The sequence below is a fragment of the Caballeronia fortuita genome, assembly GCF_001544835.2.
In the GTDB taxonomy this organism is placed as follows: domain Bacteria; phylum Pseudomonadota; class Gammaproteobacteria; order Burkholderiales; family Burkholderiaceae; genus Caballeronia; species Caballeronia fortuita.
This window is the reverse complement of the sequence record NZ_FCNX02000014.1, coordinates 74,535-98,017: the sequence shown is the minus strand read 5'-3', so window position 1 is coordinate 98,017 and position 23,483 is coordinate 74,535. Positions and strand designations below refer to the sequence as shown.

The 23,483-nt window shown below is 62.2% G+C and carries 22 protein-coding genes; 9 read left to right on the top strand and 13 right to left on the bottom strand.

Annotation, left to right across the window (positions count from 1 at the left end):
* Positions 1-119 precede the first annotated feature (119 nt).
* The 4 genes from hmpA (at position 120) to AWB77_RS36495 (ending at position 2,587) form a co-directional block, all read left to right on the top strand.
* Complete coding sequence (gene hmpA, locus AWB77_RS24915; protein WP_061137129.1) at positions 120-1,301, top strand: NO-inducible flavohemoprotein; 1,182 nt, start codon at positions 120-122, stop codon at positions 1,299-1,301.
* Positions 1,302-1,492: 191 nt separating this feature from the next.
* Entirely contained in the window at positions 1,493-1,930 is a 438-nt protein-coding gene (locus AWB77_RS24910; protein ID WP_061137128.1) for a carboxymuconolactone decarboxylase family protein, read from the top strand.
* A 10-nt stretch (positions 1,931-1,940) separates the two neighbouring features.
* Positions 1,941-2,351 (top strand): cupin domain-containing protein, encoded by a 411-nt coding sequence (locus AWB77_RS24905; protein WP_061137127.1) that lies wholly within the window; start codon positions 1,941-1,943, stop codon positions 2,349-2,351.
* A 92-nt stretch (positions 2,352-2,443) separates the two neighbouring features.
* Positions 2,444-2,587 (top strand): hypothetical protein, encoded by a 144-nt coding sequence (locus AWB77_RS36495; protein ID WP_167354181.1) that lies wholly within the window; start codon positions 2,444-2,446, stop codon positions 2,585-2,587.
* Positions 2,588-2,644: 57 nt separating this feature from the next.
* Here AWB77_RS36495 and oxlT read toward each other — a convergent pair whose 3' ends face one another.
* The 7 genes from oxlT to AWB77_RS24865 form a co-directional block, all read right to left on the bottom strand.
* Positions 2,645-3,961 (bottom strand): oxalate/formate MFS antiporter, encoded by a 1,317-nt coding sequence (gene oxlT / locus AWB77_RS24895; protein WP_374728713.1) that lies wholly within the window; start codon positions 3,959-3,961, stop codon positions 2,645-2,647.
* A gap of 344 nt (positions 3,962-4,305) precedes the next feature.
* Entirely contained in the window at positions 4,306-5,748 is a 1,443-nt protein-coding gene (locus AWB77_RS24890) for an OprD family outer membrane porin (RefSeq protein WP_061137124.1), read from the bottom strand.
* 169 nt (positions 5,749-5,917) lie between these two features.
* Positions 5,918-6,901, bottom strand: a complete 984-nt coding sequence (gene oppF, locus AWB77_RS24885) for a murein tripeptide/oligopeptide ABC transporter ATP binding protein OppF (RefSeq protein ID WP_061137123.1) — start codon at positions 6,899-6,901, stop codon at positions 5,918-5,920.
* Entirely contained in the window at positions 6,894-7,880 is a 987-nt protein-coding gene (locus AWB77_RS24880) for an ABC transporter ATP-binding protein (protein WP_061137122.1), read from the bottom strand. The genes oppF and AWB77_RS24880 overlap by 8 nt, the downstream gene beginning before the upstream one ends.
* A gap of 3 nt (positions 7,881-7,883) precedes the next feature.
* Positions 7,884-8,774 carry an ABC transporter permease gene (locus tag AWB77_RS24875; RefSeq protein WP_061137121.1) on the bottom strand — a complete coding sequence of 297 codons (891 nt, stop codon included), beginning with the start codon at positions 8,772-8,774 and terminating at the stop codon, positions 7,884-7,886.
* Between the two features lie 9 nt (positions 8,775-8,783).
* On the bottom strand, positions 8,784-9,704 hold the full coding sequence (gene oppB, locus AWB77_RS24870; protein ID WP_061137120.1) for an oligopeptide ABC transporter permease OppB: 921 nt from the start codon (positions 9,702-9,704) through the stop codon (positions 8,784-8,786).
* Between the two features lie 18 nt (positions 9,705-9,722).
* Positions 9,723-11,360: a peptide ABC transporter substrate-binding protein gene (locus tag AWB77_RS24865; RefSeq protein ID WP_061137119.1), complete on the bottom strand. Its 1,638-nt coding sequence runs from the start codon at positions 11,358-11,360 to the stop codon at positions 9,723-9,725.
* Between the two features lie 425 nt (positions 11,361-11,785).
* Between AWB77_RS24865 and AWB77_RS24860 the strand changes: the two genes are divergently transcribed.
* From AWB77_RS24860 to AWB77_RS24845, 4 genes are all read left to right on the top strand, one after another.
* The gene (locus AWB77_RS24860) at positions 11,786-12,715 is read left to right on the top strand and encodes a LysR substrate-binding domain-containing protein (protein WP_061137118.1); all 930 of its coding nucleotides are present in this window, start codon (positions 11,786-11,788) and stop codon (positions 12,713-12,715) included.
* Between the two features lie 91 nt (positions 12,716-12,806).
* The gene (locus tag AWB77_RS24855; RefSeq protein WP_061137117.1) at positions 12,807-13,568 is read left to right on the top strand and encodes an SDR family NAD(P)-dependent oxidoreductase; all 762 of its coding nucleotides are present in this window, start codon (positions 12,807-12,809) and stop codon (positions 13,566-13,568) included.
* Positions 13,569-13,650: 82 nt separating this feature from the next.
* Positions 13,651-15,384, top strand: coding sequence for a gamma-glutamyltransferase (ggt, locus tag AWB77_RS24850; RefSeq protein ID WP_061137116.1), 1,734 nt, complete (start codon positions 13,651-13,653; stop codon positions 15,382-15,384).
* 335 nt (positions 15,385-15,719) lie between these two features.
* Entirely contained in the window at positions 15,720-17,126 is a 1,407-nt protein-coding gene (locus AWB77_RS24845; RefSeq protein ID WP_061137229.1) for an NCS2 family permease, read from the top strand.
* Between the two features lie 59 nt (positions 17,127-17,185).
* Here AWB77_RS24845 and AWB77_RS24840 read toward each other — a convergent pair whose 3' ends face one another.
* The 6 genes from AWB77_RS24840 to AWB77_RS24815 form a co-directional block, all read right to left on the bottom strand.
* Positions 17,186-17,623: an SRPBCC family protein gene (locus AWB77_RS24840; RefSeq protein WP_061137115.1), complete on the bottom strand. Its 438-nt coding sequence runs from the start codon at positions 17,621-17,623 to the stop codon at positions 17,186-17,188.
* Complete coding sequence (locus AWB77_RS24835) at positions 17,616-17,939, bottom strand: ArsR/SmtB family transcription factor (RefSeq protein ID WP_061137114.1); 324 nt, start codon at positions 17,937-17,939, stop codon at positions 17,616-17,618. Before AWB77_RS24835 ends, AWB77_RS24840 begins: the two co-directional genes overlap by 8 nt.
* Before the next feature lie 396 nt (positions 17,940-18,335).
* Positions 18,336-18,803 carry an RbsD/FucU family protein gene (locus AWB77_RS24830; RefSeq protein WP_061137113.1) on the bottom strand — a complete coding sequence of 156 codons (468 nt, stop codon included), beginning with the start codon at positions 18,801-18,803 and terminating at the stop codon, positions 18,336-18,338.
* A 48-nt stretch (positions 18,804-18,851) separates the two neighbouring features.
* Positions 18,852-19,976 carry a succinylglutamate desuccinylase/aspartoacylase family protein gene (locus AWB77_RS24825; protein WP_061137112.1) on the bottom strand — a complete coding sequence of 375 codons (1,125 nt, stop codon included), beginning with the start codon at positions 19,974-19,976 and terminating at the stop codon, positions 18,852-18,854.
* Between the two features lie 97 nt (positions 19,977-20,073).
* On the bottom strand, positions 20,074-20,862 hold the full coding sequence (locus tag AWB77_RS24820) for an ABC transporter substrate-binding protein (RefSeq protein WP_061137111.1): 789 nt from the start codon (positions 20,860-20,862) through the stop codon (positions 20,074-20,076).
* 103 nt (positions 20,863-20,965) lie between these two features.
* Positions 20,966-22,060 (bottom strand): calcium:cation antiporter, encoded by a 1,095-nt coding sequence (locus AWB77_RS24815; RefSeq protein ID WP_061137228.1) that lies wholly within the window; start codon positions 22,058-22,060, stop codon positions 20,966-20,968.
* A 609-nt stretch (positions 22,061-22,669) separates the two neighbouring features.
* Here AWB77_RS24815 and AWB77_RS24810 point away from each other — a divergent pair.
* A complete protein-coding gene (locus AWB77_RS24810; RefSeq protein ID WP_061137110.1) occupies positions 22,670-23,467 on the top strand; it encodes a DUF2092 domain-containing protein in 798 nt (265 codons plus the stop codon).
* The last annotated feature ends 16 nt before the right edge of the window (positions 23,468-23,483 follow it).

Here is a 23,483-nt window from a genome sequence, read left to right as displayed (position 1 = left end):
CAAATAAGCAGTTGATTTATCTGAGATTCTACTCTGGCATGGAACGTGTATGAATGTCTGACGAAAAGTCAGACGCGAAAGCGCCCCGCTTTCGCCTTCATCAAGCGAGGAAACGAAGAATGCTGTCAGCAGAACACCGTGCCATCGTCAAGGCAACCGTCCCTCTTCTGGAAAGCGGCGGCGAGACGCTCACGCGGCACTTCTACGACAAGATGCTCACCGAATATCCCGAAGTGCGCCCGATGTTCAACCAGGCGCATCAAGCCAGCGGCGCGCAACAGCGTGCGCTCGCCAATGGCGTGCTGATGTACGCGCGGCACATCGACGAACTGGAGAAGCTCGGCGGCCTCGTCGGGCAGATCATCAACAAGCACGTCGCGCTGAACATTCAGCCCGAGCACTATCCGATCGTCGGAAAATGTCTTCTTGCATCGATCCGTGAAGTGCTCGGCGAGGAAATCGCCACCGATGCCGTCATCGAAGCATGGGCCGCCGCTTACGGGCGACTGGCCGATCTGCTGATCGGGCTCGAAGAAGGCATCTACAGCGATCGCGAAAAAACGCCAGGCGGATGGCGCGGCACGCGGCGTTTCGTCGTCGCGCGCAAGAAGCCGGAAAGCGACGAGATCACGTCTTTCTATCTCGTGCCGGAAGATGGCGGCGCCCTGCTCGACTTTCATCCGGGGCAGTACATCGGTCTGCGCGTGTTCATCGACGGTGAAGAACTGCGGCGCAATTACTCGCTGTCGGCCGCGCCGAACGGCCGCGAATATCGCATCAGCGTGAAGCGCGAGGCGAACGGCAAGGTATCGAATTTCCTGCACGAGAAGATTCGCGAGAACGACGTGCTCGATCTCTATCCGCCCGCCGGCGATTTCAGGCTCGAAGCGAGCGACAAGCCGCTCGTGCTGATCAGCGGCGGAGTCGGCATCACGCCGACGCTCGCGATGCTGCAGGCCGCGCTCGAAACCAAGCGCCCGGTCCACTTCATCCACTCGGCGCGGCACGGCGGCGTGCACGCGTTCCGTTCGGCGATCGATGAACTGGCGGCGCGTCATCCGCAACTGAAGCGCTTCTACTGCTACGAGCACAAGCGCGACGGCGATCACGAAGCGCACGGCATCGGCTACGTCGACGAAAAGCTGCTCGGCGCATGGCTGCCCGAAAACCGTGACGTCGATGCCTATTTCCTCGGCCCGAAGGCATTCATGAAGGCGGTGAAGAAGCATCTGAAGGCGCTCGGCGTGCCCGAAAAGCAGAGCCGCTATGAGTTCTTCGGCCCGGCGTCGGCGCTCGACTGACTTCGCGCCTGGCGTAGTTCATTTCAACCCGCGGCGCATCCGGCCGCGGTTTTCTTTGCATTCGAGCTTTGCAGGTGGTTACCTCGTAATCCTGGAAAGCGGTCATTTCAAAATGCCACCTGTGGGCCTAATCTCCTCTTGTCGCGCGCCACTCCGGCGCACCTTCAAACCCAGGCAAAGAGGATACTTCGATGGAACCCCGTCTCGACTTCTATAAAGCCAGTCCCGCTGCAATCAAGGCGCTCGTCGGCGTCGAAGAGCGCATTGCCAGGTCGGCGCTCGAAAAATCGCTGACCGAACTGGTGCGCCTGCGCGCATCGCAGATCAACGGTTGTGCGTTCTGCGTCGACATGCACACGACCGATGCGCGCAAAGGCGGCGAAACCGACCGCCGTTTAGCGACGGTCGTCGTGTGGCGCGAAACGCCGTTCTTCACCGACCGCGAACGTGCCGCGCTCGAATGGACAGAAGCGTTGACACTGGTGTCGCAAGACCACGTGCCCGATGCCGTGTGGCAAGCCGTGAAGCCGCATTTCAGCGACGAGGAGATCGTCGACCTGACGCTGCTCGTGTCCGCGATCAATAGCTGGAACCGCTTCGCGATCGCGTTTCGCAAGTTGCCGGCGTGAGGACATCGACATGAGAAAGCGCGACACTCTCTTGCTGGCGGCGGCGCTGATATTCGGCGCGGCGAACGCCGGCGCGCACGACACGACGGGCGAGGAAGTCGTCACGCCCGTCATGAAGCAGGCCGTGCCGGAAGCGGCCGGCAAGAACGTGCTGATGGCGACGGTCTCGTACCAGCCGGGACAGGCATCCGAAGCGCACATGCATCCGGGATCGATCTTCGCTTACGTGCTGGAGGGCCGCGTGACATCGCAGCTCGAAGGCGGGAGCGCGAAATCTTATGGCCCCGGCGAATCGTGGTACGAGCCGCCGGGCGCGCATCATGTCGTATCGAAAAATGCGAGCGCGACGCAGCCGGCGAAGCTGCTCGTTTTCGCGATCGTCGGCGAGCACGATCCGGTCAAGCAGCCGATCCCGCGCTAGAGACATCGCGAAGTTTCAGCAGACGCTTTTTGACATCGGGATGCGCCGGTTCCGCGACAATCGCTTCCGCCTTTCCCGTTCCCGATCTCGACATGAAGCACCTTCGTTTTCTCTGCGCCGTGGTGGCGCTCGTTGCCGCATCACTCACGCTCGGCGGCTGCGGTCTCTTCGGCTGCAGCGGCTTCGCCACGAACGGCGGCGGTTTCGGCGGCTGCAGCGTCGGCACGCGGTTCTGATCGGACTATCCGATAACACAAAGCGGGCGCCACGCCAGGCCGCCCGCCTCGCCGTCGTCAGTCCTTCACGGCCGTGTACGACATGTCCAGCGATGCCGCCGCGCGCGCATGCCTTTGCGAATGTGCGTTGCGCATCGGCTTGAGCACGAAGAGCGCGAGCAGCGCGGATATCGCCGCCATCCCCGCCGCGAGCATGAACACCGCATGCCAGCTTCCGGTCATCGTCGTGATGACGCTCGAGAACGGCACGAGCAGCGCCGCCGTGCCCTTCGCCGTGTAGAGCAGGCCCGCGTTGGTCGCCGCGAACTTCGGCCCAAAGGTATCGCCGCACGTCGCCGGGAAGAGACTGTAGATTTCGCCCCATGCGAAGAACACGATGCCAGTCAGCACGACGAACGCGATCGGGCTATGCCCGTACTTCGACAACGCGACGATGCCCACCGCCTCGATCGCGAAGGCGACGAACATCGTGTTCTCCCGTCCGATGCGATCCGATACCCAGCCGAAGAACGGCCGCGTCAGACCGTTGAGCACGCGGTCGATCGTGAGCGCGAAGGTCAGCGCGGGCAAGGTCAGGCCGAGCAGCGAAACGGGCGAATCGTGCAGTCCGAAGTCCTTCGCGATCGGCCCGAGTTGCGCGGTCGCCATCAGGCCGCCGGCGGCCATCATCACGAACATCAGGTACATGACCCAGAAGATCGGCGATTGCAGCACCTGCTTCGGGCTCGCGTTGTAGACCGCGGCCTTGACGGTGCTCTTTACCGTCGCGAGCAATTGCGCAGGCGGCGCGTAGAGCGCCATGCCGAGCAGGAACACGATGAGGCCCTGCCCGAGACCGAACCACAGGAACGTCGCTTCATAGCCGCTCGACTTGATCATGTGCGCGATCGGCACGACGGTCGCAGCCGACCCCATGCCGAAGCCCGCCGCCGTGATGCCCGCGGCCAGTCCGCGCCGCGCCGGGAACCACTTGAGCGCATTGCCGACGCACGTGCCGTAGACCGCGCCCGCGCCGACACCGCCTACCGCCGCCGCGAAGTACAGCAGCGGCAACGACGACGCCACCGAGTTGATCGCCCACGCAATCGCGCATAGCAGCCCGCCACCGACCACGACAGGCCGTGGACCGTACTTGTCGACGAGATAGCCTTCGATCGGCACGAGCCATGTCTCGGTTACGACGAAAATCGTGAACGCCACCTGAATGGCCGCGCGGCCCCAGTGATACTTCTCGTCTATCGGATTGACGAAGAGCGTCCACCCGTACTGCATGTTGGCGATCATCGCCATGCAAATCACGCCGAAAACCAGTTGCACCCACGGCGACGCGAGACGCGACGCCTTGTCTTCGCCGCCAATCCGATTCATTCCCATGCCTGTCTCCTTGGCAGATATGCCTTGTGTATGCGGACGTCGAACGACGCCTCCTGCGCGCCCATCCATGCTGCGCGCATATACACAGTATGTGATATATCAAGTAAGTCAAGCGAAAGAAATGGAGGGGTTTTCACTTAGGACGATGCGTATCGTAAGCGTATGAAAGCTGCAACGCTGCAAATCGAGTGGACAAAAAAAAGCCCGGCAGAGACAGGCCTGCCGGGCGACGAGCGTGGCGAGACATGGCAATCCGCAGCACGCCCACTCTTTATAGATGAAAGTTAAACGTAATGTAAACGGAAATATTTGTAGGGTTTACGATGCCGTGTTTTTCAGCAGTTTCAGAAGACATTCACGGGAACATTGACCATCAGGCGGTAGACGTCGCTCGTGCCGTCCGGATAGTACGCGCTGTTGCTGTGATGGTGCATGTAGTAGAACTTGACCGACGTGTTCTTGAACTTGCCATCCGGCACGGTGTAGCTCGGAATGACGCCGATTTCGTAGTGCGTACCACCGATCGGCTTGCCGTTCACCAGATAGTTAGCTGCCTGCGCGCTGCCGCCGTTGGCCATCGCGCTGCCGTCCGCGCCCCAGCCATACGCGCCCCACAGGCTGAACTTCAGGCCCGGCACGCCGTACTCTTTCATGTTCAGCGAGTAAGACAGGCTCACCGATTTCTCATGCGGCTGGTTGTAGTCCACATCAAGCGAATTCGACAAATAATCGCCCGCCGACTGGCCCATGTAGTCGAACGTCTGATCGCTCACGATCTGCTGGAACGCGAACTGCACGGTATGCGCGCCGTGCGTCCCGGCGAGCGCGAGCGAATACGCGTTGTTGGTGATCGCGCCCTGCCGCTTGTCGCCGATGGCGCCCGTGTAGTAGTAGTTCAACGAGCCCGTCCAGCGGATGCTCTTCGGTTCGCCGATGCTCTGCGTCGCCGTCAGGTAGTACTGCTGCCACACGTTGTTCGCGACGCTGCCGTAGAGCGAGACGGCAGTATCGTCGCCGTGGGTCCAGTCGCCGCCGAAGTAGGTGAACTGCGAGACGTGCGTGCCGCCGTATTCCGTCGTGAGGCCGGTGACGGTCGTCATGCCGCGCGCGATTACGCCGTCAACCGTGCCGGCTTTCAGCGTCAGGTTCTTGATCTCATCGCTGGCAAGCGAGAAGCCGCGATACGTCGGCGGCAGCGCGCGGTTGTCGTGCGGGACGAGGAACGGGTTATCGAAGAGTTGTTGACCGTATTTCAGCACCGTGTTCGACACGCGCGCTTTCACGTCCCACACGCCGGGATAGGCCCATGCGAGTTGATTCGCGCCGCTCGGGTCGCCGCTCGACGAAACGTGCACGCGATTGCCCGCGCCCTGCCCGCCGTTGAGCTTGAACGCGCCGAACAACGACACGTCGCCGCCGATACCGATCAAACCCTTCGTGTAGCCCGATTCGAACACCGCCTGCGCGCCGAGCACCCATGCGTCCTTCTTGCCCGCGCCCTTGAACTCGTCGTGCTCGGTAAACGAACGCGTGAGGATATTCAGATGCGAATCCTCGATGAAACCCTTCGACTTCGCCTGATTGCTGATGGGCGCATCCGCTTCCGTATTGGGCGGCGAATTGGGCTCGAGCGCCTTCTGACGCGTAAGCAGATCATCATCGGCGGAAGGCTGCTGCGCTTGCGCCGTTTGCGTCGGCGCCTGTTGGGCGTGCACCGGAACGGCTGCGGCGATATATGCGCCGAAAAGCAGAATGGACAATGCCGCTGACGTTTTTTGTTTTTTCATCAAATTATCTCCAACTGACTCAACTGCGGACTACATGAATTGAACAACTGAAAAGGATTCCGAACGATTTCATCATCCAAACCGTTCCCGTCGATCGCGAAGGATCGGCGCGAACGGCTCGTTCAGTACGTGCTAGTGAAAACGAAAGTGCGCTTCCATGTCTCAGCCATCACGCAAGCAGACATGCGGCCGAAGTCCCCTCGCCGAGCGCGCGCAACGCAGGCACTTCGCGCGAGCAGCGCGCTTGCGCCATCGGGCAGCGCGTATGAAACACGCAGCCCGAAGGCGGATCGATCGGGCTGGGAATGTCACCCGACAGAATCTGCACGGTCTTGGCGCGCTCGACGGCGGGATCGGGCACCGGCACCGCCGACAGCAACGCGCGCGTGTACGGATGCCGTGGCGTGTCGTAGAGCGCGTGTTTATCGGCGAGCTCCATCACGCGGCCGAGATACATCACCATCACGCGATCGGAGATGTGACGCACGACCGCCAGATCGTGCGCGATGAAGATGAGCGCGAGCTGCATCTCCTTTTGCAGCGACTTGAGCAGATTGACGATCTGCGCCTGAATCGACACATCGAGCGCGGACACGGGTTCATCGCAGATGACGAGCTTCGGCTCGACGATCAGCGCGCGCGCAATGCCGATCCGCTGACACTGCCCGCCCGAAAACTCATGCGGATAGCGGTTGATCATCTGTTCACGCAGGCCGACCTTGGCCATCATCGCGCGCACGCGGTCATCGATTTCACGCTTGTTCATGCCGGGCCGATGCTCGACGAGCGGCTCCGCGATGATCTGCCCGACCGTCATGCGCGGATCGAGCGATGCGAGCGGATCCTGGAAGATCATCTGCACGTCGCCGCGCACGCGATGCCATTCGCGCGCCGACGCGCCCGACAAGGGCGAACCCATCCACACGATGTCGCCGCTCGTCGCGGGAATGAGGTTCAGGATTGCGCGCGACAGCGTGGACTTGCCGCAACCCGATTCGCCGACGACGCCGAGCGTCTCGCCCGCCTTCAGATCGAAGCTCACGCCGTCGACGGCCTTCAGCGTGCGGCGCGCCGCCCACGGCAAACGATTCTTTGGCTTCACCTGGAAATGCACGCGCATGTCGCGCACGGAGAGAATCGTCGCGTCAGACATGGCTCGTTTCCTTCGTGACCAGATGAACCGGGCGATGACACGCGCGCAGCCAGCCGGGGCCAACCGCCTTCAGCGCGGGCGCATCGATCGCGCATTCGTCGCTGGCATCGGCGCAACGCTCGTGGAACGGGCAGCCCGCCGGCGGATGCGCCATGTTCGGCGGATTGCCGGGGATGCCGGTCAGTTCGCCGCCGTCGTGATCGAGGCGCGGCAAGGCGCGTAACAGACCGATGGTGTACGGATGCGAAGGTTCGGCGAACAACGTGTTCGCATCGCACTGCTCCATCACGCGGCCGCCGTACATCACCATCACTTTTTCGCATAGACCCGCGACAACGCCGAGGTCGTGCGTGATCAACACGATCGACGTGCCGAAGTCGTGCTGCAAGTTGCGCAGCAGTTGCAGAATCTGCGCCTGCACGGTGACGTCGAGCGCGGTGGTCGGCTCGTCGGCGAACAGCACTTCGGGTTCGCACAGCAGCGCCATCGCGATCATCACGCGCTGGCGCATGCCGCCCGACAACTCATGCGGATATTGCCCGATACGATGCGCGGCCTCCGGAATGCGCACGGCTTCGAGCATCGAAATGGCGCGCTTCTTCGCTTCGCGGCGCGTGACGTTCTTGTGCAGTTCGAGCACTTCGGTCATCTGCCGCTCGATCGTCAGATATGGATTGAGCGAGCTCATCGGATCCTGGAAGATCATCGACAGGCGATTGCCGCGAATGCGGTTCATTGACTTGTGCGACATGCCGATGAGATTCTCGCCGCGATACATCGCGCGTCCGTTTGCGCGTCCGTTCGATGCAAGCAGGCCGAGCATCGCGAGCACGGTCTGGCTCTTGCCCGAGCCCGACTCGCCGACGATGCCGAGCGTCTCGCCTTCTTCCAGCGTGAAGTTCACGCCGTTGACCGCGCGCACGGCGGCGTCGTGCGTCTTGAATTCGACTTGCAGGTCGTTGACTTCGAGTAGCGGCATGGCTCACCTGTCCTTCGGGTCGAGCGCGTCGCGCAGACCGTCGCCGACAAAGTTGATGCAGTAGAGCGTGATCGACAGAAACGCGGCGGGGAACAGCAGAATCCACGGCGACGACTCCATCACGCCGACGCCGTCCTGGATCAGCACGCCCCAGCTCGTCATCGGTTCCTGCACGCCGAGGCCGAGAAACGACAGCACCGATTCCGTGAGAATCACGGCGGGCACGGTCACGGTCGTATAGATCGCGACGATGCCGAGCAGATTCGGCACGACATGCCGCGCGATGATGCGCCGCGTCGGCACGCCGATCGCGCGCGCCGCTTCGACGTATTCCTTCGAGCGGATCGAGAGCGTCTGGCCGCGCACGACCCGCGCCATGTCCATCCACGAAAAGATCGTGATGGTGATGACGACGAGGTAAAACTCGCGGCCGAGCAGCGTCACCATCAGGATCGCGATGAGCAGGTACGGAATCGCGTACATCATGTCGACGATGCGCATCATCGCGTTATCGACGCGACCGCCGACGAAGCCCGCGATCGCGCCCCACACGATGCCGAGCGTGACCGACGTGAGCGTGGCGAGCGCGCCGATCATCAGCGACACGCGCCCGCCGACCAGGCAGCGCACGAGCAGATCGCGGCCGGTGTCGTCGGTGCCGAAGAGATGCCAGTGGTCGAATGTGGGCGGCGCGCTCGTCGCGTTCCAGTCGGTCGAGTCGAATGCGTTCGGCAACAGCCACGGTCCGACGATGCACGCGAGCGTGATCAGCGCGAGCAGCGCGAGACTCACGACCGCCGCCTTGTTGCGCAAGAAACGCGCGCGCGCGTCCTGCCACGGGCTGCGGCCGGCGACCGCTTTTTCAAGCATCGGTGCAAGAGAAGCAGATTTCATCGCGCGGCCTCAATAGCGGATCTTCGGATCGAGCCACGCATACGCGAGATCGACCAGCAGGTTGAGCAGCACGGCCACGACCGTCACCAGCACGACGAGTCCGAGCACGAGCGTGTAATCGCGATTGGCCGCGCCGTTCACGATCAGCTTGCCGATGCCCGGCAGCGAGAACACCGATTCCGTGACGACCGCCGCCGTGATCGACGAGATCGCGAGCGGACCGATCACCGACACGACCGGAATCAGCGTCGGCTTGAGCGCATGGCGCAGCACGATGGTGCGCATCGGCAAGCCCTTCGCGCGCGCGGTGCGGATGTAGTTCGTGTTCAGCACTTCGATGAGACTCGCGCGCGTCACGCGCCCGATCGTCGCGACATTGATCATCACGAGCAGCGCGACGGGCAGCGCCATGTAGCGCAACTGGAAGTCGTTCCAGCCGCCGGCGGGCAGCCACTTAAGCAGGATCGCGAAGACGAGGATCAGCACCGGCCCGAGCACGAACGACGGAAACGCATTGCCCGCGTTGCTCGCGAGCATCAGCGCGTAATCCGCGATGCTGTTGCGGCGCAGCGCCGCCGCGATCCCGAGCGTCACGCCGATCACGATGGCGAGCAGCATCGACACGCCGCCGATCGCGAGCGACACCGGCAGCGCGCGCAGCACGAGATCGTTCACGCTCCAGTCGGCATAGCGGAACGACGCGCCGAGATCGCCGTGCAGAAGGCCGTCGAGATAGAGCAGATACTGCTTCCACAACGGCTCGCCGAGGTGATACTTCGCCTGGAGATTGGCGAGCACTTCCGCCGGAATCTTGCGCTCGCCATCGAACGGGCCGCCCGGCGTCGCGTGCAGCAGCAGATAGCAGACCGTGATGACGATCAGCAGCGTGGGCAGCGTGAGCAGCACGCGCCGCAACGTGTAAGACCACATGAAAGAGGCTCCTTGCCGTCAGTGCTTGACGATGTACAGATCCTTGCTGCTGTAGTGATCCATCGGATTTTTCAGCGAGTATCCGCCGACATAGCTCTTCACGAGACGCGGCAAGCCGTACTGCAGGAGCGGCAGCAGCGGATAGTCGTCCATGACGATCTTCGCGGCCTGCGTCTGCAACTGCGTGCGCTTCGCGAGATCCGTGGTTTCGCTGGCTTCCTTGACGAGCGCGTCGGCCTTCGGATTGCAGCTGAAGTTGTCGTTCTGTTCCGACTTGCACTGCACGAGCGTCAGGAAGGTCGTCGCGTCGTTGTAGTCCGCGACCCAGCCATTGCGCGCGATCTGATAGTCGCCGCCGTGACGCTTCTTGAGCAGCACCTTGAACTCCATCGACTCGATGTCCACCGTGAGGCCGAGTTTCGACTTCCATTCCGACGCGACGAAAATCGCCATCTTCTTGTTGTAGTCGCTCGTGTTCGTCGCGAAGCGCAGCTTCGTGCCGGGCTTCACGCCCGCCTGCTCGAGCAGCTTCTTCGCTTCTTCGACGCGCTTGGCCATCGGCCACGTCGCCCATTCGTAGTTCGACACTTCCGCACCGCTTACGCCCTTCGGCAGCAGACCGTAGAGCGGCGTCTGGCCATCGGCGGTCACGCGCTGGGCGAGCAGATCGCGGTCGATGACCATCGACAGCGCCTTGCGCACGCGCACGTCTTTCAGCAACGGATCGCGGTTATTGAAGCTGTAATAGCGCGTGCCGAGAATCAGCGAGTTGCGGATGTCCTTCGGGAACTGCTGGCTGTACTTCGCATAGGTACCGGTCGGGATCTGGTACGTCATGTCGTTTTCGCCGGACTGGAACAGCTTGACATCGGTGTTCTCGTCCTCCACCGGCAGATACGTCACCTGCGTCAGCTGGACGTTAGTCTTGTCCCAATAGTTCGCGTTCTTCGTCAGCACGAGCTTGCTGTTGACCTGCCAGTCCTTCAACTGGAACGGGCCGTTGCTGACGATGTTGCCTGGCTTCGTCCATTCCTTGCCGTACTTCTCGACCGTCGCGCGATGCACCGGCCCGAGGTTCGGATTCGACATCAGTTCAGGCAGGAACGGCACGGGGCCGTCGGTCTTGACTTCGATCGTGTTCGCGTCGATGGCACGCACGCCGAGCGCACTGACCGGCTTCTTGCCGGCGGCGACATCCACGCCGTTCAGGATGAACGGACCGAACACGCTCGCATACGATGACGCCGTCTTCGGGTCGAGGAAACGCTGGCAGCCGTAGACGAAATCGTTTGCGGTGACGGCATCGCCATTGGACCAGCGGGCGTTCTTGCGCAGATGGAAGATCCAGGTCGTCGCGTCCTTCTGTTCCCATTTCTCCGCGACGCCCGGCACGACCTGGCCGTCCGGATTCGTCGCGGTCAGGCTTTCGAACAGGTCGCGCGAAACGTTCGCCGCCACCACGCTTTCGACGAGCGCCGGATCGAGCGTCTCGATCTCCGACCCGTTGTTGCGCACGAGCTCCTGTTTCGCGGCGAGCGCAACGCCCGGCGGCACGATGGCAGCGGACGCGTTCAGCGCGGAGAAGGCCAGCAGCACCGCGGCGGCGGCGAGCTTCGTACGCTGGATCGATGCGTGGGGCACGGCATGAAACGTCATGGGGAATCCTCTTTCTTCGTCTCGTTTATCGGTTGTTTCCTTTCGCCTTCCTTGCGGACTTTCGGAGTCCTTCGTGCAACGGCGTGTTTATCGCGATGAGGATAAACACACCGGCGCCGAACTTAGCAAATCTAACGAAAGGCTTTCTGCTGGCGATCGATTTGTTGCGCGCCGTCGGGCGCAACTGCAACATGCTTACGCGCTCGCTTTCATTCGCGCTTCAGGCTGGCGGCGAGTATTTCGCATCAATAAGTCGGATGCCACTCACATGTGCTTATAGTCACTAAATTTTTCGAATAGTCGTTCATTTCGTTGGTTAAACGCACTTCCTGGCTTTCGCTGGCGAAAGGCATATCAGGCAGCAAGTGCTTGTTTCCTATAAGATTGCGTCGCCGTATAACTGCCGTTTGAGAGCCGTCCGAAAGATGATCCGTTTTCGCCAGATCGAGGCATTTCGCAGCCTCATCATGACCGGCACCAGTGTCGGCGCAGCAAAAAAACTCCATGTCACGCAACCCGCGATCAGCCGACTGATCGCCGATCTCGAAGCCGATCTCGGCTTCAGCCTGTTTTCCCGCATCGGCGGCCGCCTCAATCCGACGACGGCCGGCCTGCGCTTCTACAAGTCCGTCGAGGAGAACTTTCTCGGACTGGAACGTCTGAAGCAGGTCGCGGCAATGATCCGCGAAGAAGCCTCCGACGGCCTCACCGTCGCGTGCATGCCCGTGCTCGCAACCACGCTGCTGCCGCCCGTGCTCGCCGACTTTACCGAGCGTCATCCGGGCGTGCCGATCAAGGTCGACTCCGTGAAAGTGCCCGAAGTGCTGGTGAACCTGCAGAACCACAAGGCCGATATCGCGCTGAGCCTCGCGTTTCCGGCCGTCGCGGGCATCGAGGTGGAGACGTTGCTCAAGGCGCGCGCGTCGTGCGCGATGCCCGTCACGCACAGGCTCGCAAAGAAGAAGATCGTGCGTCCGTCGGACTTACGCGGCGAAAAGCTGATCGGCTGGCTGCCGAATTCGCGTCAGCCTTACGAAGCGGAGCAATCGCTTATTTCGTCGACGGAAGATCGCCCGCGCTACACCGTTTTCACCGACACCGCGCACACGCGTTACGCGATGGTCGCGGGCGGGCTCGGCATCTCGATCGTCGAACCCTTCGCGGCGAAGGTCTGGCGCGCGCACGGCGTCGTCGTGCGGCCGTTCGAGACCGACATCGAATACGAATACGTGCTCTCGTATCCGAGCAGCGGCATCCGCTCGGATCTGGTCGCGTCGTTCCGCAATTCGGTGAAGCGCATCGTCGAGCACTATTCGTTCGAGGCGCCCGAGGAAGCAACGCTCGCGGCGGGCTGACGCGCGGCACGCCGCTCAGCCGGCGACCGCTTTTTCGCTTCATACTCTCGTCTGTTGCAATCGCTTCAAACCCCTTCAATACGGAGCACTCATGCACGATCTGAAAGGCAAGTCGATTCTCATCACGGGCGCGAGCACCGGCATCGGCGCGGCGGCGGCGCGGGCGTTCGCGCAATACGGCGCGAACGTCGCGGTGCATTACAACAGTTCGAAGGACAAGGCCGAGGAAGTCGCGAAGGAGATCCGCGCGCTCGGCGTCACGGCGATCACCGTCGGCGCGGACGTGCGCGATTCGAAGGCGATCGATGCCGCCGTCGCGCAGGTCGTCGATACCTTCGGCAAGATCGACGTGCTCATCAACAATGCGGGCAGCCTCGTGAAGCGCGAGCCGATCGCGTCGGCGAGCGACGAGCTCTTCGACGAGATCATGCACATCAACGCACGCTCGGTGGTCGCGTTCACGCGCGCGGCGCTGCCGTCGCTCAAGGAAGGCGGCGGCGGCTCGATCATCAACGTGACGTCGGTGGCGGCGCGCAACGGCGGCGGGCCGGGCGCGCTGCTCTATGCGGCATCGAAGGGCTTCGTCAGCACGATCACCAAGGGCATGGCGAAAGAGCTGATGCCGGATCGCATCCGCGTGAACGCGGTCGCGCCCGGCGTGATCGCGACGCCGTTTCAGGAGCGCTTCACGACGCCCGAGCAGCTCGAATCGTTCCGCAAGTCGATCCCGATGGGCTTCATCGGCGAGCCCGACGATTGCAGCGGCGCGTTCCTCTATCTCGCGTCCGAGGCGATGTCGCGTTACGTGACCGGGCAGATCATCGACGTGAACGGCGGCCAGCTCATGCCCTGAGCGCGGCGCGGCTCGTGGTATATAAGCGTTGGGTCTTTCGTCGCACGTAACAAGTCGCACGCAATAAAGGAGAACGCAGGAGATGCTTCTGAGAAAAGAACCGCGCATCCGGTCCGTCGCGATCGGCGCGATCGTCGCATCGGCGCTCATGACGGCGGGATTCGTCGAGACGTCGCCGGCGCACGCGAAAACCGCCGATAACCAGCCAGCGGTCCTGACCGCATCGGCCGTCGCGGTCGCAGACAAATACGCCGCCGACACCGCCGAGCAGATCTTCAAGCAAGGCGGCAATGCGGTCGATGCGGCCGTCGCGATCGCTTTCACGCTCGCCGTCACCTATCCGGAGGCGGGCAACATCGGCGGCGGCGGCTTCATGACGCTCTACGTCGATCATCGTCCGTACTTTCTCGACTATCGCGAGCGCGCGCCGCTTTCCGCCACGCGCAACATGTATCTCGACGACAAGGGCGAAGTCATCAAGGGCATGAGCCTCGTCGGGCATCGCGCGGTGGGCGTGCCGGGCACCGTCGACGGCATGTGGGAAGCGCAGAAGCGCTTCGGCAAGCTGAAGTGGAAGCAGGTGCTCGCGCCGGCCATCAAGTACGCGCAGGACGGCTTCGAAGTGGACGACCAGCTCGTGTCCCGGCGCGACAACGCGGCTAAGGATTTCGCCGGCAAGACCAACTTCGATCTCTACTTCGGCGGCATGAAGGCGGGTCAGGTGTTCAAGCAGCCGGACCTCGCGAAGACGCTGCAACGCATCTCCGACAAAGGCGCGAAAGGCTTCTACGAAGGCGAAACGGCGCAGTTGATCGCCAGGTCGATGGAAGGCCACGGCCTCATTACCACGCGCGACCTGAAGGATTACAAGGCGGTGTGGCGCCAGCCGGTCACGGCGAGCTGGAACGGCTATCGCGTGATCACCGCGCCGCCGCCGAGTTCGGGCGGCGTCGGCCTCGTGCAGTTGCTGAAGATGAAAGCCGATCTCAAGGACAAGTTCGAGGGCGTGCCGCTCGATTCCGCGCAGTACATCCATCTCGTGGCGGAGATCGAGAAGCGCGTGTTCGCAGACCGCGCGCAATATCTCGGCGATCCGGACTTCTACAAGGTGCCCGTCGCGCAACTCACCAACGACGACTATCTGCTCAAGCGCGCGCAGGAAGTCAATCCCGACAAGCCTTCGGACACGAAGAGCGTGCAGCCGGGGCTCGGCACGTCGATGCCCGAGAAGGCCGAGACGACGCACTTCTCGGTCGTCGACAAGTGGGGCAACGCGGTGTCGAACACGTACACGATCAACGGCTATTTCGGCTCGGGCGTGATCGCGGAAGGCACGGGCGTCGTGCTCAACGACGAAATGGACGACTTCGCGTCGAAGCCGGGCGTGCCGAACATGTTCGGCGTCGTCGGCAGCGATGCCAACTCCATCGCGCCGAAGAAGCGCCCGCTCTCGTCGATGACGCCGACCATTCTCACGAAGGACGACAAGGTCGCGATGGTGATCGGCACGCCTGGCGGATCGCGCATCTTCACGTCGATCTTCCAGGTCATCACGAACGTGTACGACTTCGACATGGCGCTGCCCGAAGCCGTCGGCGCAACGCGCTTTCATCATCAGTTGCTGCCGCCGGACACGATCTATCAGGAGCCGTTCCATCAGCTCGACGCTTCGGTCGTGAAGGAACTCGAAGACAAGGGCTACAAGTTCACGATGCAGAACTTCAACGGCGACATTCAGGCGATCCGCATCGACGGCGACAAGCCCGAACCTATGTCCGATCCGCGCGGACGCGGCGTGTCGCGCATCATCCAGTAATGCGCCGCATCGCGGCGAACGCGTAAAATAGCGGCCCGAACCGGACTAGGCGTTTCCCCTAGTCCGGTCTTTTTTCGCTCGTGCGAGAGGCCCGCCCCGCGCGGGATACGCGGCATATAAGCCGCTCGGCATGAGCGGCATGTTTTTCATGGGATTGGACCCTGCGTTCTGTTCCCCTAGTCTCTGTCCTGACCGAGTGCAGCCATACGAGCGCGTCACCCGGCATCATCCAGAACTACATACGAGACGACCCTGACGATGGACCCGCAGTGCCCGACGAGCAGAACGCGCGGCGCACGGTGTTCCGTTTCAGCGCGCTGATAAAGGAGCAGCTCATGTTGGAATCCTCCGCCCAGCAGCTTGGCGACATCGACATCACCCCCACAGAACGAGAGGAAAAGATTCCGTCCGGCACAGGCGGATTTCTCGATCGCTACTTCGGCATTTCCAGAACCGGCAGCACCGAAAAACGCGAAATCGTCGCGGGCGTCACGACGTTCCTCGCGATGGTCTATTCCGTGTTCGTCGTGCCGGGCATGCTCGGCAAAGCCGGTTTCGACACGAGCGCGGTGTTCGTCGCCGTATGTCTGACGACAGCCTTCGGCTCGCTGCTGATGGGCATGTGGGCGCGCCTGCCGATCGCCATCGGCTGCGCAATTTCCCTGACCGCGTTCACCGCGTTCGGCCTCGTGCTCGGCAAGGGCCTCACGCCGAACATCGCGCTCGGCGCCGTGTTCCTGATGGGCGTCGTCTTCACGGCGATCTCGGTGACGGGCGTGCGCTCGTGGATCCTGCGCAATCTGCCGACGGGCGTCGCGCACGGCACGGGCATCGGTATCGGGTTGTTTCTGTTGCTGATCGCATCGAACGATGTCGGCCTCATCATCAAGAATCCCGCGCCGGGGATGCCGGTGTCCCTCGGCCACATCACGGCGTTTCCGGTGCTGATGTCGGTGCTCGGTCTCGCCGCGATTTTCGGTCTCGAGCGCCGGCGCGTACCGGGCGGCATTTTGCTCGTGGTGATCGGTCTGTCGGCAATCGGACTGATGTTCGATCCGTCCGTGCGCTTTCACGGCGTGTTCGCGTGGCCCGCGCTGTCGGCGCCGGGTCATGCGTCGCTGATCGGCGCGATGGACATCAAGGGCGCGCTGTCGATGGCCGTGCTGCCGAGCGTGCTCGCGCTGGTCATGACCGCCGTGTTCGACGCGACCGGCACGATCCGCGCCGTCGCCGGACAAGCCGGACAAATCGACAAGAACGGGCGCATCGTCAACGGCGGCCGCGCGCTGACCGCGGATTCTCTTAGCTCGATCTTCTCCGCGTGCTTCGGCGGCGCGCCGGCGGCGGCGTATATCGAATCGTCGGTGGGCGTGGCGGCGGGCGCGAAGACGGGGCTGGCTGCAAGCGTCGTCGGCGTGCTGTTCCTCGTCGTGATGTTCCTCTCGCCGCTCGCCGCGCTCGTGCCTTCCTACGCGACGGCGCCCGCGCTGATGTACGTCGGCCTGCTCATGCTCGGCAACGTGAGCAAGCTGCATTTCGAGGATACCGTCGACACGATGTCGGGCCTCGTCTGCGCGGTGTATATCGTGCTGTCGGCGAACATCGTGACGGGCATCATGCTGGGCTTCACGACGCTCGTGATCGGCCGCGTCGTCGCGGGCGAATGGCGCAAGCTGAACGTGGGCACGGTGGCGATCGCGGTCGTGCTCGCCGTGTTCTATCTCGGCGGCTGGGCAATCTGATCGACGGCTGCATCGCGTGAAGTGGAAACGGCGCGCTCCTTGCGGATGCGCGCCGTTTCTCATTTCGTCGTGAGCGCGACCTGACCTGTCTCCAGCAGCGACTTGAGATTCGACAGAATCTTCGGCCATCCGCCCGACACGGCCTCGATGAACGGCTTGCTCTCGCTCGCATGCGTGACGGTGAGTTTCACGGCATCGCCGAGCGCCTCGATGTCGTAGGTGCACTGCGACCAGCCCGCGTCCTTCAGATCCTCGCGGAATTCATTGCGCCACTTCAGCACGAGCCTTTTGCCCGGTTCCGATTCGAGCACTTCTCCCCCGTCCGCGACGCGTCCATCGGAGAACAGCATCTTCCAGCCGGAACCGGGTTTCCAGTCGGATTGCTGATGCATGCCGAACCAGTATTGCCGGATGAATTCCGGCGTCGTCAGCGCTTCCCACAGTTTTCCGGGCGTCGTGCGGATATAGGTGACATAGACAAACGTGTCGCTACTCATGATCGTCTCCTTCAAGCGTGCGTTTCAGGTCGGACAAAGCGTCCAGCCGCGGACGCTCGAACTTGCTGATCCAGCGCCGCGCGATCCCGTGAATTGGCACCGGATTGAGGAAATGACGCTTCTCGCGGCCGTGACGCTGCGTCGATACGAGGTTCGCGTCCTCGAGTATCGCGAGATGCTTCGACACGGCTTGGCGTGTCATGCGCAGACCGTCGCATAGTTCGCCGAGTGTCTGCCCGTTCGCTTCGTGCAGCCGGTCGAGCAGTTGCCGGCGGCTTGAATCCGCGAGTGCGCGAAAAACTGAATCGTCATCCATGAGCACATTATGCAACCATATGGTTGCATGTCAAGCCGACTGCTCGACATCAGGACGTCGGAAAACGACGACGCCCCGGAAGCTTCGCTTCCAGGGCGTCGTGACTGTTGCTTTTGACCGGGTGCTGCCCGCGCGCTGCTTACTTGCGGCGATACGACTCGACCAGGATTTCGCAGTTTTGAAGATGCAATTGAAGCGCACGATCCCACTCGCGACGCAACGCAGCCTTCGAAGCGCGCAGCCAGGAACCGAACGAAACGAGCAGGGATTGTTGAGCGGTGGTTTTCATATGCATCTCTCAGGGTAAGTAGCTAGGGATAACCCTAACTATACGCCTTTTTCGCTGCACCGCAACACATTCTCAAAAAAGCTACAGGGTATTCCCTAGTCCATCGGTCAATTCTTCTCCGAGACGTCCGGCGCGAGTTGCACGCCCTTCTTGAAGATGAAGCAGCCATAGCCGCGCGTTTCGCCCGTCGCGATCACACAATATGCGGCTTTCGCGCGCGTATAGAACTCAAAACGCTCGATCGACGCAAACGGCAACGCGCGACCTTCGGCGGCATCGACTTCCTGCTGGGCTTCGCGTTGCACGGCGGGCAGCGCGGATGCGTCGCCGACGACTTCCATCCGCTCGGCGGGATGATCGACGAACGTATCGAGCGGCATCACCGACAGCACCGCGCGCACGGCGCGCGGCGAACTCACGCCGTCGAGGCGCAGCACGCGCCCGAGCACCGTCTGGCGCGCGACGGAATCGGCGGGGAAATTGGCATCGCAGATCACGACTTCGTCGCCATGCCCCATCGCGCAGAGAGCGTGGAGGATGTCGGCGTTGAGCAGCGGATCAATGTTCTTCAGCATGTTTTCTTGTTCTCCATGACGTAGGGCCAGCAGAACCATGGTACCCGCTCAGGGCACGAGCAGTTCGCCGTGACGCGCCGCGTTCTCGCCCGCGATGCGCGCGACGAGCATGCCCGCCGTCGCGAATCGCGTCCAGTGCCGCGCGTACAGCACGCCGTCCGTTTGCGCGACGAGCGGCACGACGCGATCATCGAGCGGATCGAGCACATCGGCGATGACGTCGCCCGCGCGAATCCGCTCGCCGATGTCTCGCCGATGCAGGATCACGCCCGATATCGGCGCCTGCACGTATTCGCATCCCGCGAGCGGCGTCGCGGGATGGCGCAGCGGCGGCGGTTCCGGCGCATCGCCCGAAATCATGCCGATGTGCGTCAGATAATCGACGATCGCCTGCGCATCGCGCGCCGCCATGTCGTGCGACACGTCCCGCACTCCGCGCAACTCCAGCGTGACCGATTGCGCGCCCATCGGGATGGGAAAGCGCTCGCCGAACGCGCCGCGCAGATAGCGCCACGCGGCCGTGCACGCTTCGTCGAACGGCTCGCCGCCCGACACCTCCGCGAGCAATTGCGCCTCGCTGCCGAGATAGCGCGCGAGCGGCTCGATGCCGGGCCACGCGTCGGGCGTCGTGTACAGATGCGCGACGGCTTCCCAGTCGCAATGCAAGTCGATGACAAGATTCGCATCGCACGCAAGCCGCATGAGCGCGATGCGCTGCGATTCGAGTTCCGTCGCGGCTGTCAGCCCCGCCAGATGCTCGCGCAGCGCCGCGCGGATGACCTGCGCATTCCGCGATGCATCGTCCGTCAGACGCTGCCTGAGGCTCAAAGCCAGTTCCGCCCCGAACGCCGGAAAGCGCCGGTTGAAGTCCTGCCCCGAACGCATCTCGAAGCGGCCCATCTGCGTGCCGAACCAGTGCTGATTCAAGCCCGCCGGATTTGCAACCGGCACGAGTACGACCTGCGCTTTCAGCTTGGCCGCAGCTTCGAGTTCCGCGAAACGCTGCTTCAGATACCACGCGACGACCATGCCGGGCAATTCGTCCGCGTGCAGCGACGCCTGAATGTAGACCTTCGGCGACGCATCGCCGTCGTGCGGACCGAACCGGTAACTCGTGATCGCGCGCCCGGTGCCGAGCGCCGCGCCGACGAGCGGATGTTGATGAACCTGCATCTTCGATGTCTCTCGTCGAAAGCGAAAAGATCGGGCAAAAGGAAAAGGCATCGCGAACGATGCCTTTACGGTCGAATACGGACGGATCAGTCGGGGCTTACTGAATCGAGATATCCGTCTCGAAGTACTTCGCCATGATGCGCTTGAACGTGCCGTTTTTCTTGATCTCGGCGAACGCGTTGTTCAGGCCGCTCTTAAGATCGGCGTCGCCCTTGCGCAGACCGATGGCCGTGCCCGGACCGATGATCGCCTTGTCTTCGACGATCGGTCCGACGAGCGCGAATGGCTTGCCCTGCGGCTTCTTCAGAAAGCCGATGGCGGCTTGCGCGGCGTCGGTGAAAATCGCGTCGATACGACCCGCGACGAGATCGGCCTCGACCTGTTCCTGATCGCCGTATGCGACGACGGTCACGCCCTGCGGCTCCCACTTCACTTTCGCGTACCGCTCCTGCACCGTGCCCTGCTCCACGCCGACGCGTTTGCCCTTCAACGCCTGCGGCGTCGGCAGGATGCCCGAGCCCGCGCGCGCGACGAGTTGCGCGTGCGTATCGTAGAGCGGATCGGTGAAATCGATCTGCTTGAGACGCTCTTCGGTGATGCCCATGTCGGACAACACGGCATCGAATTTGCGAGCCTTCAGGCCGGGAATCATGCCGTCGAAATTATTCTCGACCCACACGCACTTGACCTTCATCTGTGCGCAGAGCGCATTGCCGAGATCGATGTCGAAGCCGGCGAGCTTGCCATCGGCCTGCTTGGATTCGAACGGCGGATAGGATGGATCGACGGCGAAACGGATCTGCGTCAGTTCCCTGGCGTGCGCCGCGAATGAGGCGGCGGCGAGTGCAGCGAGCATCGCGAGCGATGCGGACTTCTTGAATGACATGCTTTTCCTTCGAGACTTTCGATGAGACCGCGAAACGACGCGCGCGGACGCGCGAAAAACCGTGAATGGTAACAAAACCGCACGATTGTTCGCGCGACACGCGTCAAGGCACGACCGAAAGAAACAGGAAAGCCGCGAAGATCACGAGATGCACGACGCCTTGCAGGACCGTCGAGCGCCCGGTGCCGAGCGTGATGACGGAGACGAGCAGCGTGAGCGCCAGCATGACGATTTCCTTGGGCGCGAGCCCGAGGGAAATCGGCTGTCCGATAACGATCGACACGACCGCCACCGTCGGAATCGTCAGGCCGATGCTCGCGAGCGCCGAGCCGAGCGCGAGGTTCAAGCTCGTCTGCAGGCGATTCAGACGCGCGGCGCGCAACGCGGCGAGCCCTTCCGGCAGCAGCACGAGCGCGGCGATCACCACACCGACGACCGCTTCGGGCGCGCCCGCCGCCGCGACGCCCGCCTCCACCGCAGGCGACAGCAGCTTCGCGAGCCCGACCACCGAAACGAGCGACAGCATCAGAGAAAACAGCGCGACCCACGCCTCGCGGCTGCTTGGCGGCGGCGCGTGCGGCGCTTCGTCTTCCTCCAGCGCGCCGGCGGCGGCGGGCGGCGTGAAAGGCAGGAAATAATCGCGATGACGGATCGTCTGCACGAACACGAACGTCACGTACAGCACGAGCGAGATCACGCCGACGAAAATCAGCTGCGACGTCGACAGCGCCGGCCCGACGACCGTGCTCGTGAAATTCGGCAGGACGAGCGTGAGCACGGACAGCGCGCAGAGAATCGCGAGCGCGGCGCTCGCGCCTTGCAGCTGGAAGTCCTGCACGTGATGCCGCAAGCCGCCGATCAGCAGACACAAGCCGACGATGCCGCAACTGCAGATCATGATCGCGGCGAACACGGTGTCGCGCGGCAGGCCGGCTTTCTCGGGCCCGCCCGACAGCATTACGGAGACGATCAACGCGACTTCGATCACCGTGACCGCGATCGCGAGCACGAGCGTGCCGAACGGCTCGCCGACGCGATGCGCGACCACTTCCGCGTGATGCACGGCCGCGAACACGGCAAACGCGAGCGCGATGGCCGCGAGCGCGATCATCACGCCGTTCTGGATGAGCGCGGTCGCGGCCAGCACGACAAGCGCGAGGATCGGGGTTATGAGGGTCCAGTCCAGCTTGAATTTCATCGGCGCTCCGGGCGGATCGGTGAATGGGATCGTCGGCTCATGCGATGGCGACATGGTCTGCGCAAAGCCAGGTGAATCGCGCCGAATGGGTCGGACCCGCTAGTGCGGCGTGCGTGCGACGAGATTGCCGTGACAAAGGGCCGCAGACCATCGGGATGATAGCGAAAACGCGGCGCGGCGCGTTCGCGATCAATGAGTAAGACGATTCGATTGCGCTGCGCGAGGCAGACGGAAGCGAGCGCTCGAACCGGCGCCACGGTCTCTTTATTCGAATGAAAGAGATTGCACGCTTTCAAATAAAGCGCACGTTTGGCAGCTATTTCGATACTTCGGAGCACAGCAAATCGCGCGAATTGAAACGCATTGTTTCAATTGAAATACCCTGCCATCGCCATATAATTTATTTCAATTCGGCATAAAAATTTACGTGACGCAAATCACATTCTCCTGATCGAAAAGGTATTCTGAACCGATCCGTTTGCCGGGATCAATTTCGAACACAAATCTCACTTCTCAATTGCGACATCGGACGTGCTACGCAGTGACCGATGTAAAGGCACGCGCGGTATGCGTGTCGATAACGGCGACGGCTAACTCAAGGAAAAGGAAATGACAAAAACATTCGCGAAACTGTCGCTTTGCGGTTTAGTCGCAGGCGCATTATGCAGTGCCGGAAGCTACGCGGTGGCGAAAGAAACAGAGACTGCGCACGCTGCCGCCCAAGTGCCTGACGCCGAAGCATTGAATGCGCTTACACGAATGAGCGCATATATGCAAACCGTTAAGCAGTTCGTTCTGGACGTGGATTCAACGACGGATCAGATCCTGGTCAACGGCAAAACGGAGCAACTGGTTCAGATGGCACACACCACGAAGCTGACCGTGAACCGCCCCGACCATCTCAAGGCCGACATTACCGGCATTGCGCCGGACAGCAGCCGCCACGCCTATTTCGACGGAAAGCATTTTACCCTTTACACGCAGCCGGATAACTATTATGCGACTGTCGATGCGCCCGCGACCATCAAGGAACTGATGAGCGATCTTGGCACCAAGTATGGAATTGAATTGCCGCTGAGCGATATATTCACGCTGGGTGCAAACCCGAGCGACATGAAACGGATTATCTCCGCAGCCTATCTGGGCGATGAAGTAGTAAGCGGCGCAACCTGTTCGCATTACGCATATCACGAAAACACAGTGGACTGGCAACTCTGGATCAAAAAGGGCGATCAGCCGCTGCCGTGCAAGTTGAATATCGTGACGCGACTGGATAGTGAGCGCCCGCAATTCACCGCCGTGTATCACTGGAATCTCAATCCCGAAATCGACAACGGCACATTCGCATTTACCGCCCCTAAGAATGCACACGAAATCACGTTCGTGCAGAACAAGGGCGCGCAATAATCCATTAATGCAGGGA

What these genes read in the sequence shown, in the direction of transcription:
- AWB77_RS36495 (WP_167354181.1), top strand. Translation starts at nt 2,444, where the DNA reads ATGAAGCACCTTCGTTTTCTCTGCGCCGTGGTGGCGCTCGTTGCCGCA.
- AWB77_RS24875 (WP_061137121.1), bottom strand. Translation starts at nt 8,774, where the DNA reads ATGAAATCTGCTTCTCTTGCACCGATGCTTGAAAAAGCGGTCGCCGGC.
- AWB77_RS24830 (WP_061137113.1), bottom strand. Translation starts at nt 18,803, where the DNA reads ATGCTGAAGAACATTGATCCGCTGCTCAACGCCGACATCCTCCACGCT.
- AWB77_RS24825 (WP_061137112.1), bottom strand. Translation starts at nt 19,976, where the DNA reads ATGCAGGTTCATCAACATCCGCTCGTCGGCGCGGCGCTCGGCACCGGG.
- AWB77_RS24845 (WP_061137229.1), top strand. Translation starts at nt 15,720, where the DNA reads ATGTTGGAATCCTCCGCCCAGCAGCTTGGCGACATCGACATCACCCCC.
- AWB77_RS24840 (WP_061137115.1), bottom strand. Translation starts at nt 17,623, where the DNA reads ATGAGTAGCGACACGTTTGTCTATGTCACCTATATCCGCACGACGCCC.
- AWB77_RS24880 (WP_061137122.1), bottom strand. Translation starts at nt 7,880, where the DNA reads ATGCCGCTACTCGAAGTCAACGACCTGCAAGTCGAATTCAAGACGCAC.
- AWB77_RS24905 (WP_061137127.1), top strand. Translation starts at nt 1,941, where the DNA reads ATGAGAAAGCGCGACACTCTCTTGCTGGCGGCGGCGCTGATATTCGGC.
- oppB (WP_061137120.1), bottom strand. Translation starts at nt 9,704, where the DNA reads ATGTGGTCTTACACGTTGCGGCGCGTGCTGCTCACGCTGCCCACGCTG.
- AWB77_RS24815 (WP_061137228.1), bottom strand. Translation starts at nt 22,060, where the DNA reads ATGAAATTCAAGCTGGACTGGACCCTCATAACCCCGATCCTCGCGCTT.
- AWB77_RS24855 (WP_061137117.1), top strand. Translation starts at nt 12,807, where the DNA reads ATGCACGATCTGAAAGGCAAGTCGATTCTCATCACGGGCGCGAGCACC.
- AWB77_RS24910 (WP_061137128.1), top strand. Translation starts at nt 1,493, where the DNA reads ATGGAACCCCGTCTCGACTTCTATAAAGCCAGTCCCGCTGCAATCAAG.
- hmpA (WP_061137129.1), top strand. Translation starts at nt 120, where the DNA reads ATGCTGTCAGCAGAACACCGTGCCATCGTCAAGGCAACCGTCCCTCTT.
- oppF (WP_061137123.1), bottom strand. Translation starts at nt 6,901, where the DNA reads ATGTCTGACGCGACGATTCTCTCCGTGCGCGACATGCGCGTGCATTTC.
- AWB77_RS24860 (WP_061137118.1), top strand. Translation starts at nt 11,786, where the DNA reads ATGATCCGTTTTCGCCAGATCGAGGCATTTCGCAGCCTCATCATGACC.
- AWB77_RS24820 (WP_061137111.1), bottom strand. Translation starts at nt 20,862, where the DNA reads ATGTCATTCAAGAAGTCCGCATCGCTCGCGATGCTCGCTGCACTCGCC.
- AWB77_RS24865 (WP_061137119.1), bottom strand. Translation starts at nt 11,360, where the DNA reads ATGACGTTTCATGCCGTGCCCCACGCATCGATCCAGCGTACGAAGCTC.
- AWB77_RS24810 (WP_061137110.1), top strand. Translation starts at nt 22,670, where the DNA reads ATGACAAAAACATTCGCGAAACTGTCGCTTTGCGGTTTAGTCGCAGGC.
- AWB77_RS24890 (WP_061137124.1), bottom strand. Translation starts at nt 5,748, where the DNA reads ATGAAAAAACAAAAAACGTCAGCGGCATTGTCCATTCTGCTTTTCGGC.
- ggt (WP_061137116.1), top strand. Translation starts at nt 13,651, where the DNA reads ATGCTTCTGAGAAAAGAACCGCGCATCCGGTCCGTCGCGATCGGCGCG.
- oxlT (WP_374728713.1), bottom strand. Translation starts at nt 3,961, where the DNA reads ATGGGAATGAATCGGATTGGCGGCGAAGACAAGGCGTCGCGTCTCGCG.
- AWB77_RS24835 (WP_061137114.1), bottom strand. Translation starts at nt 17,939, where the DNA reads ATGGATGACGATTCAGTTTTTCGCGCACTCGCGGATTCAAGCCGCCGG.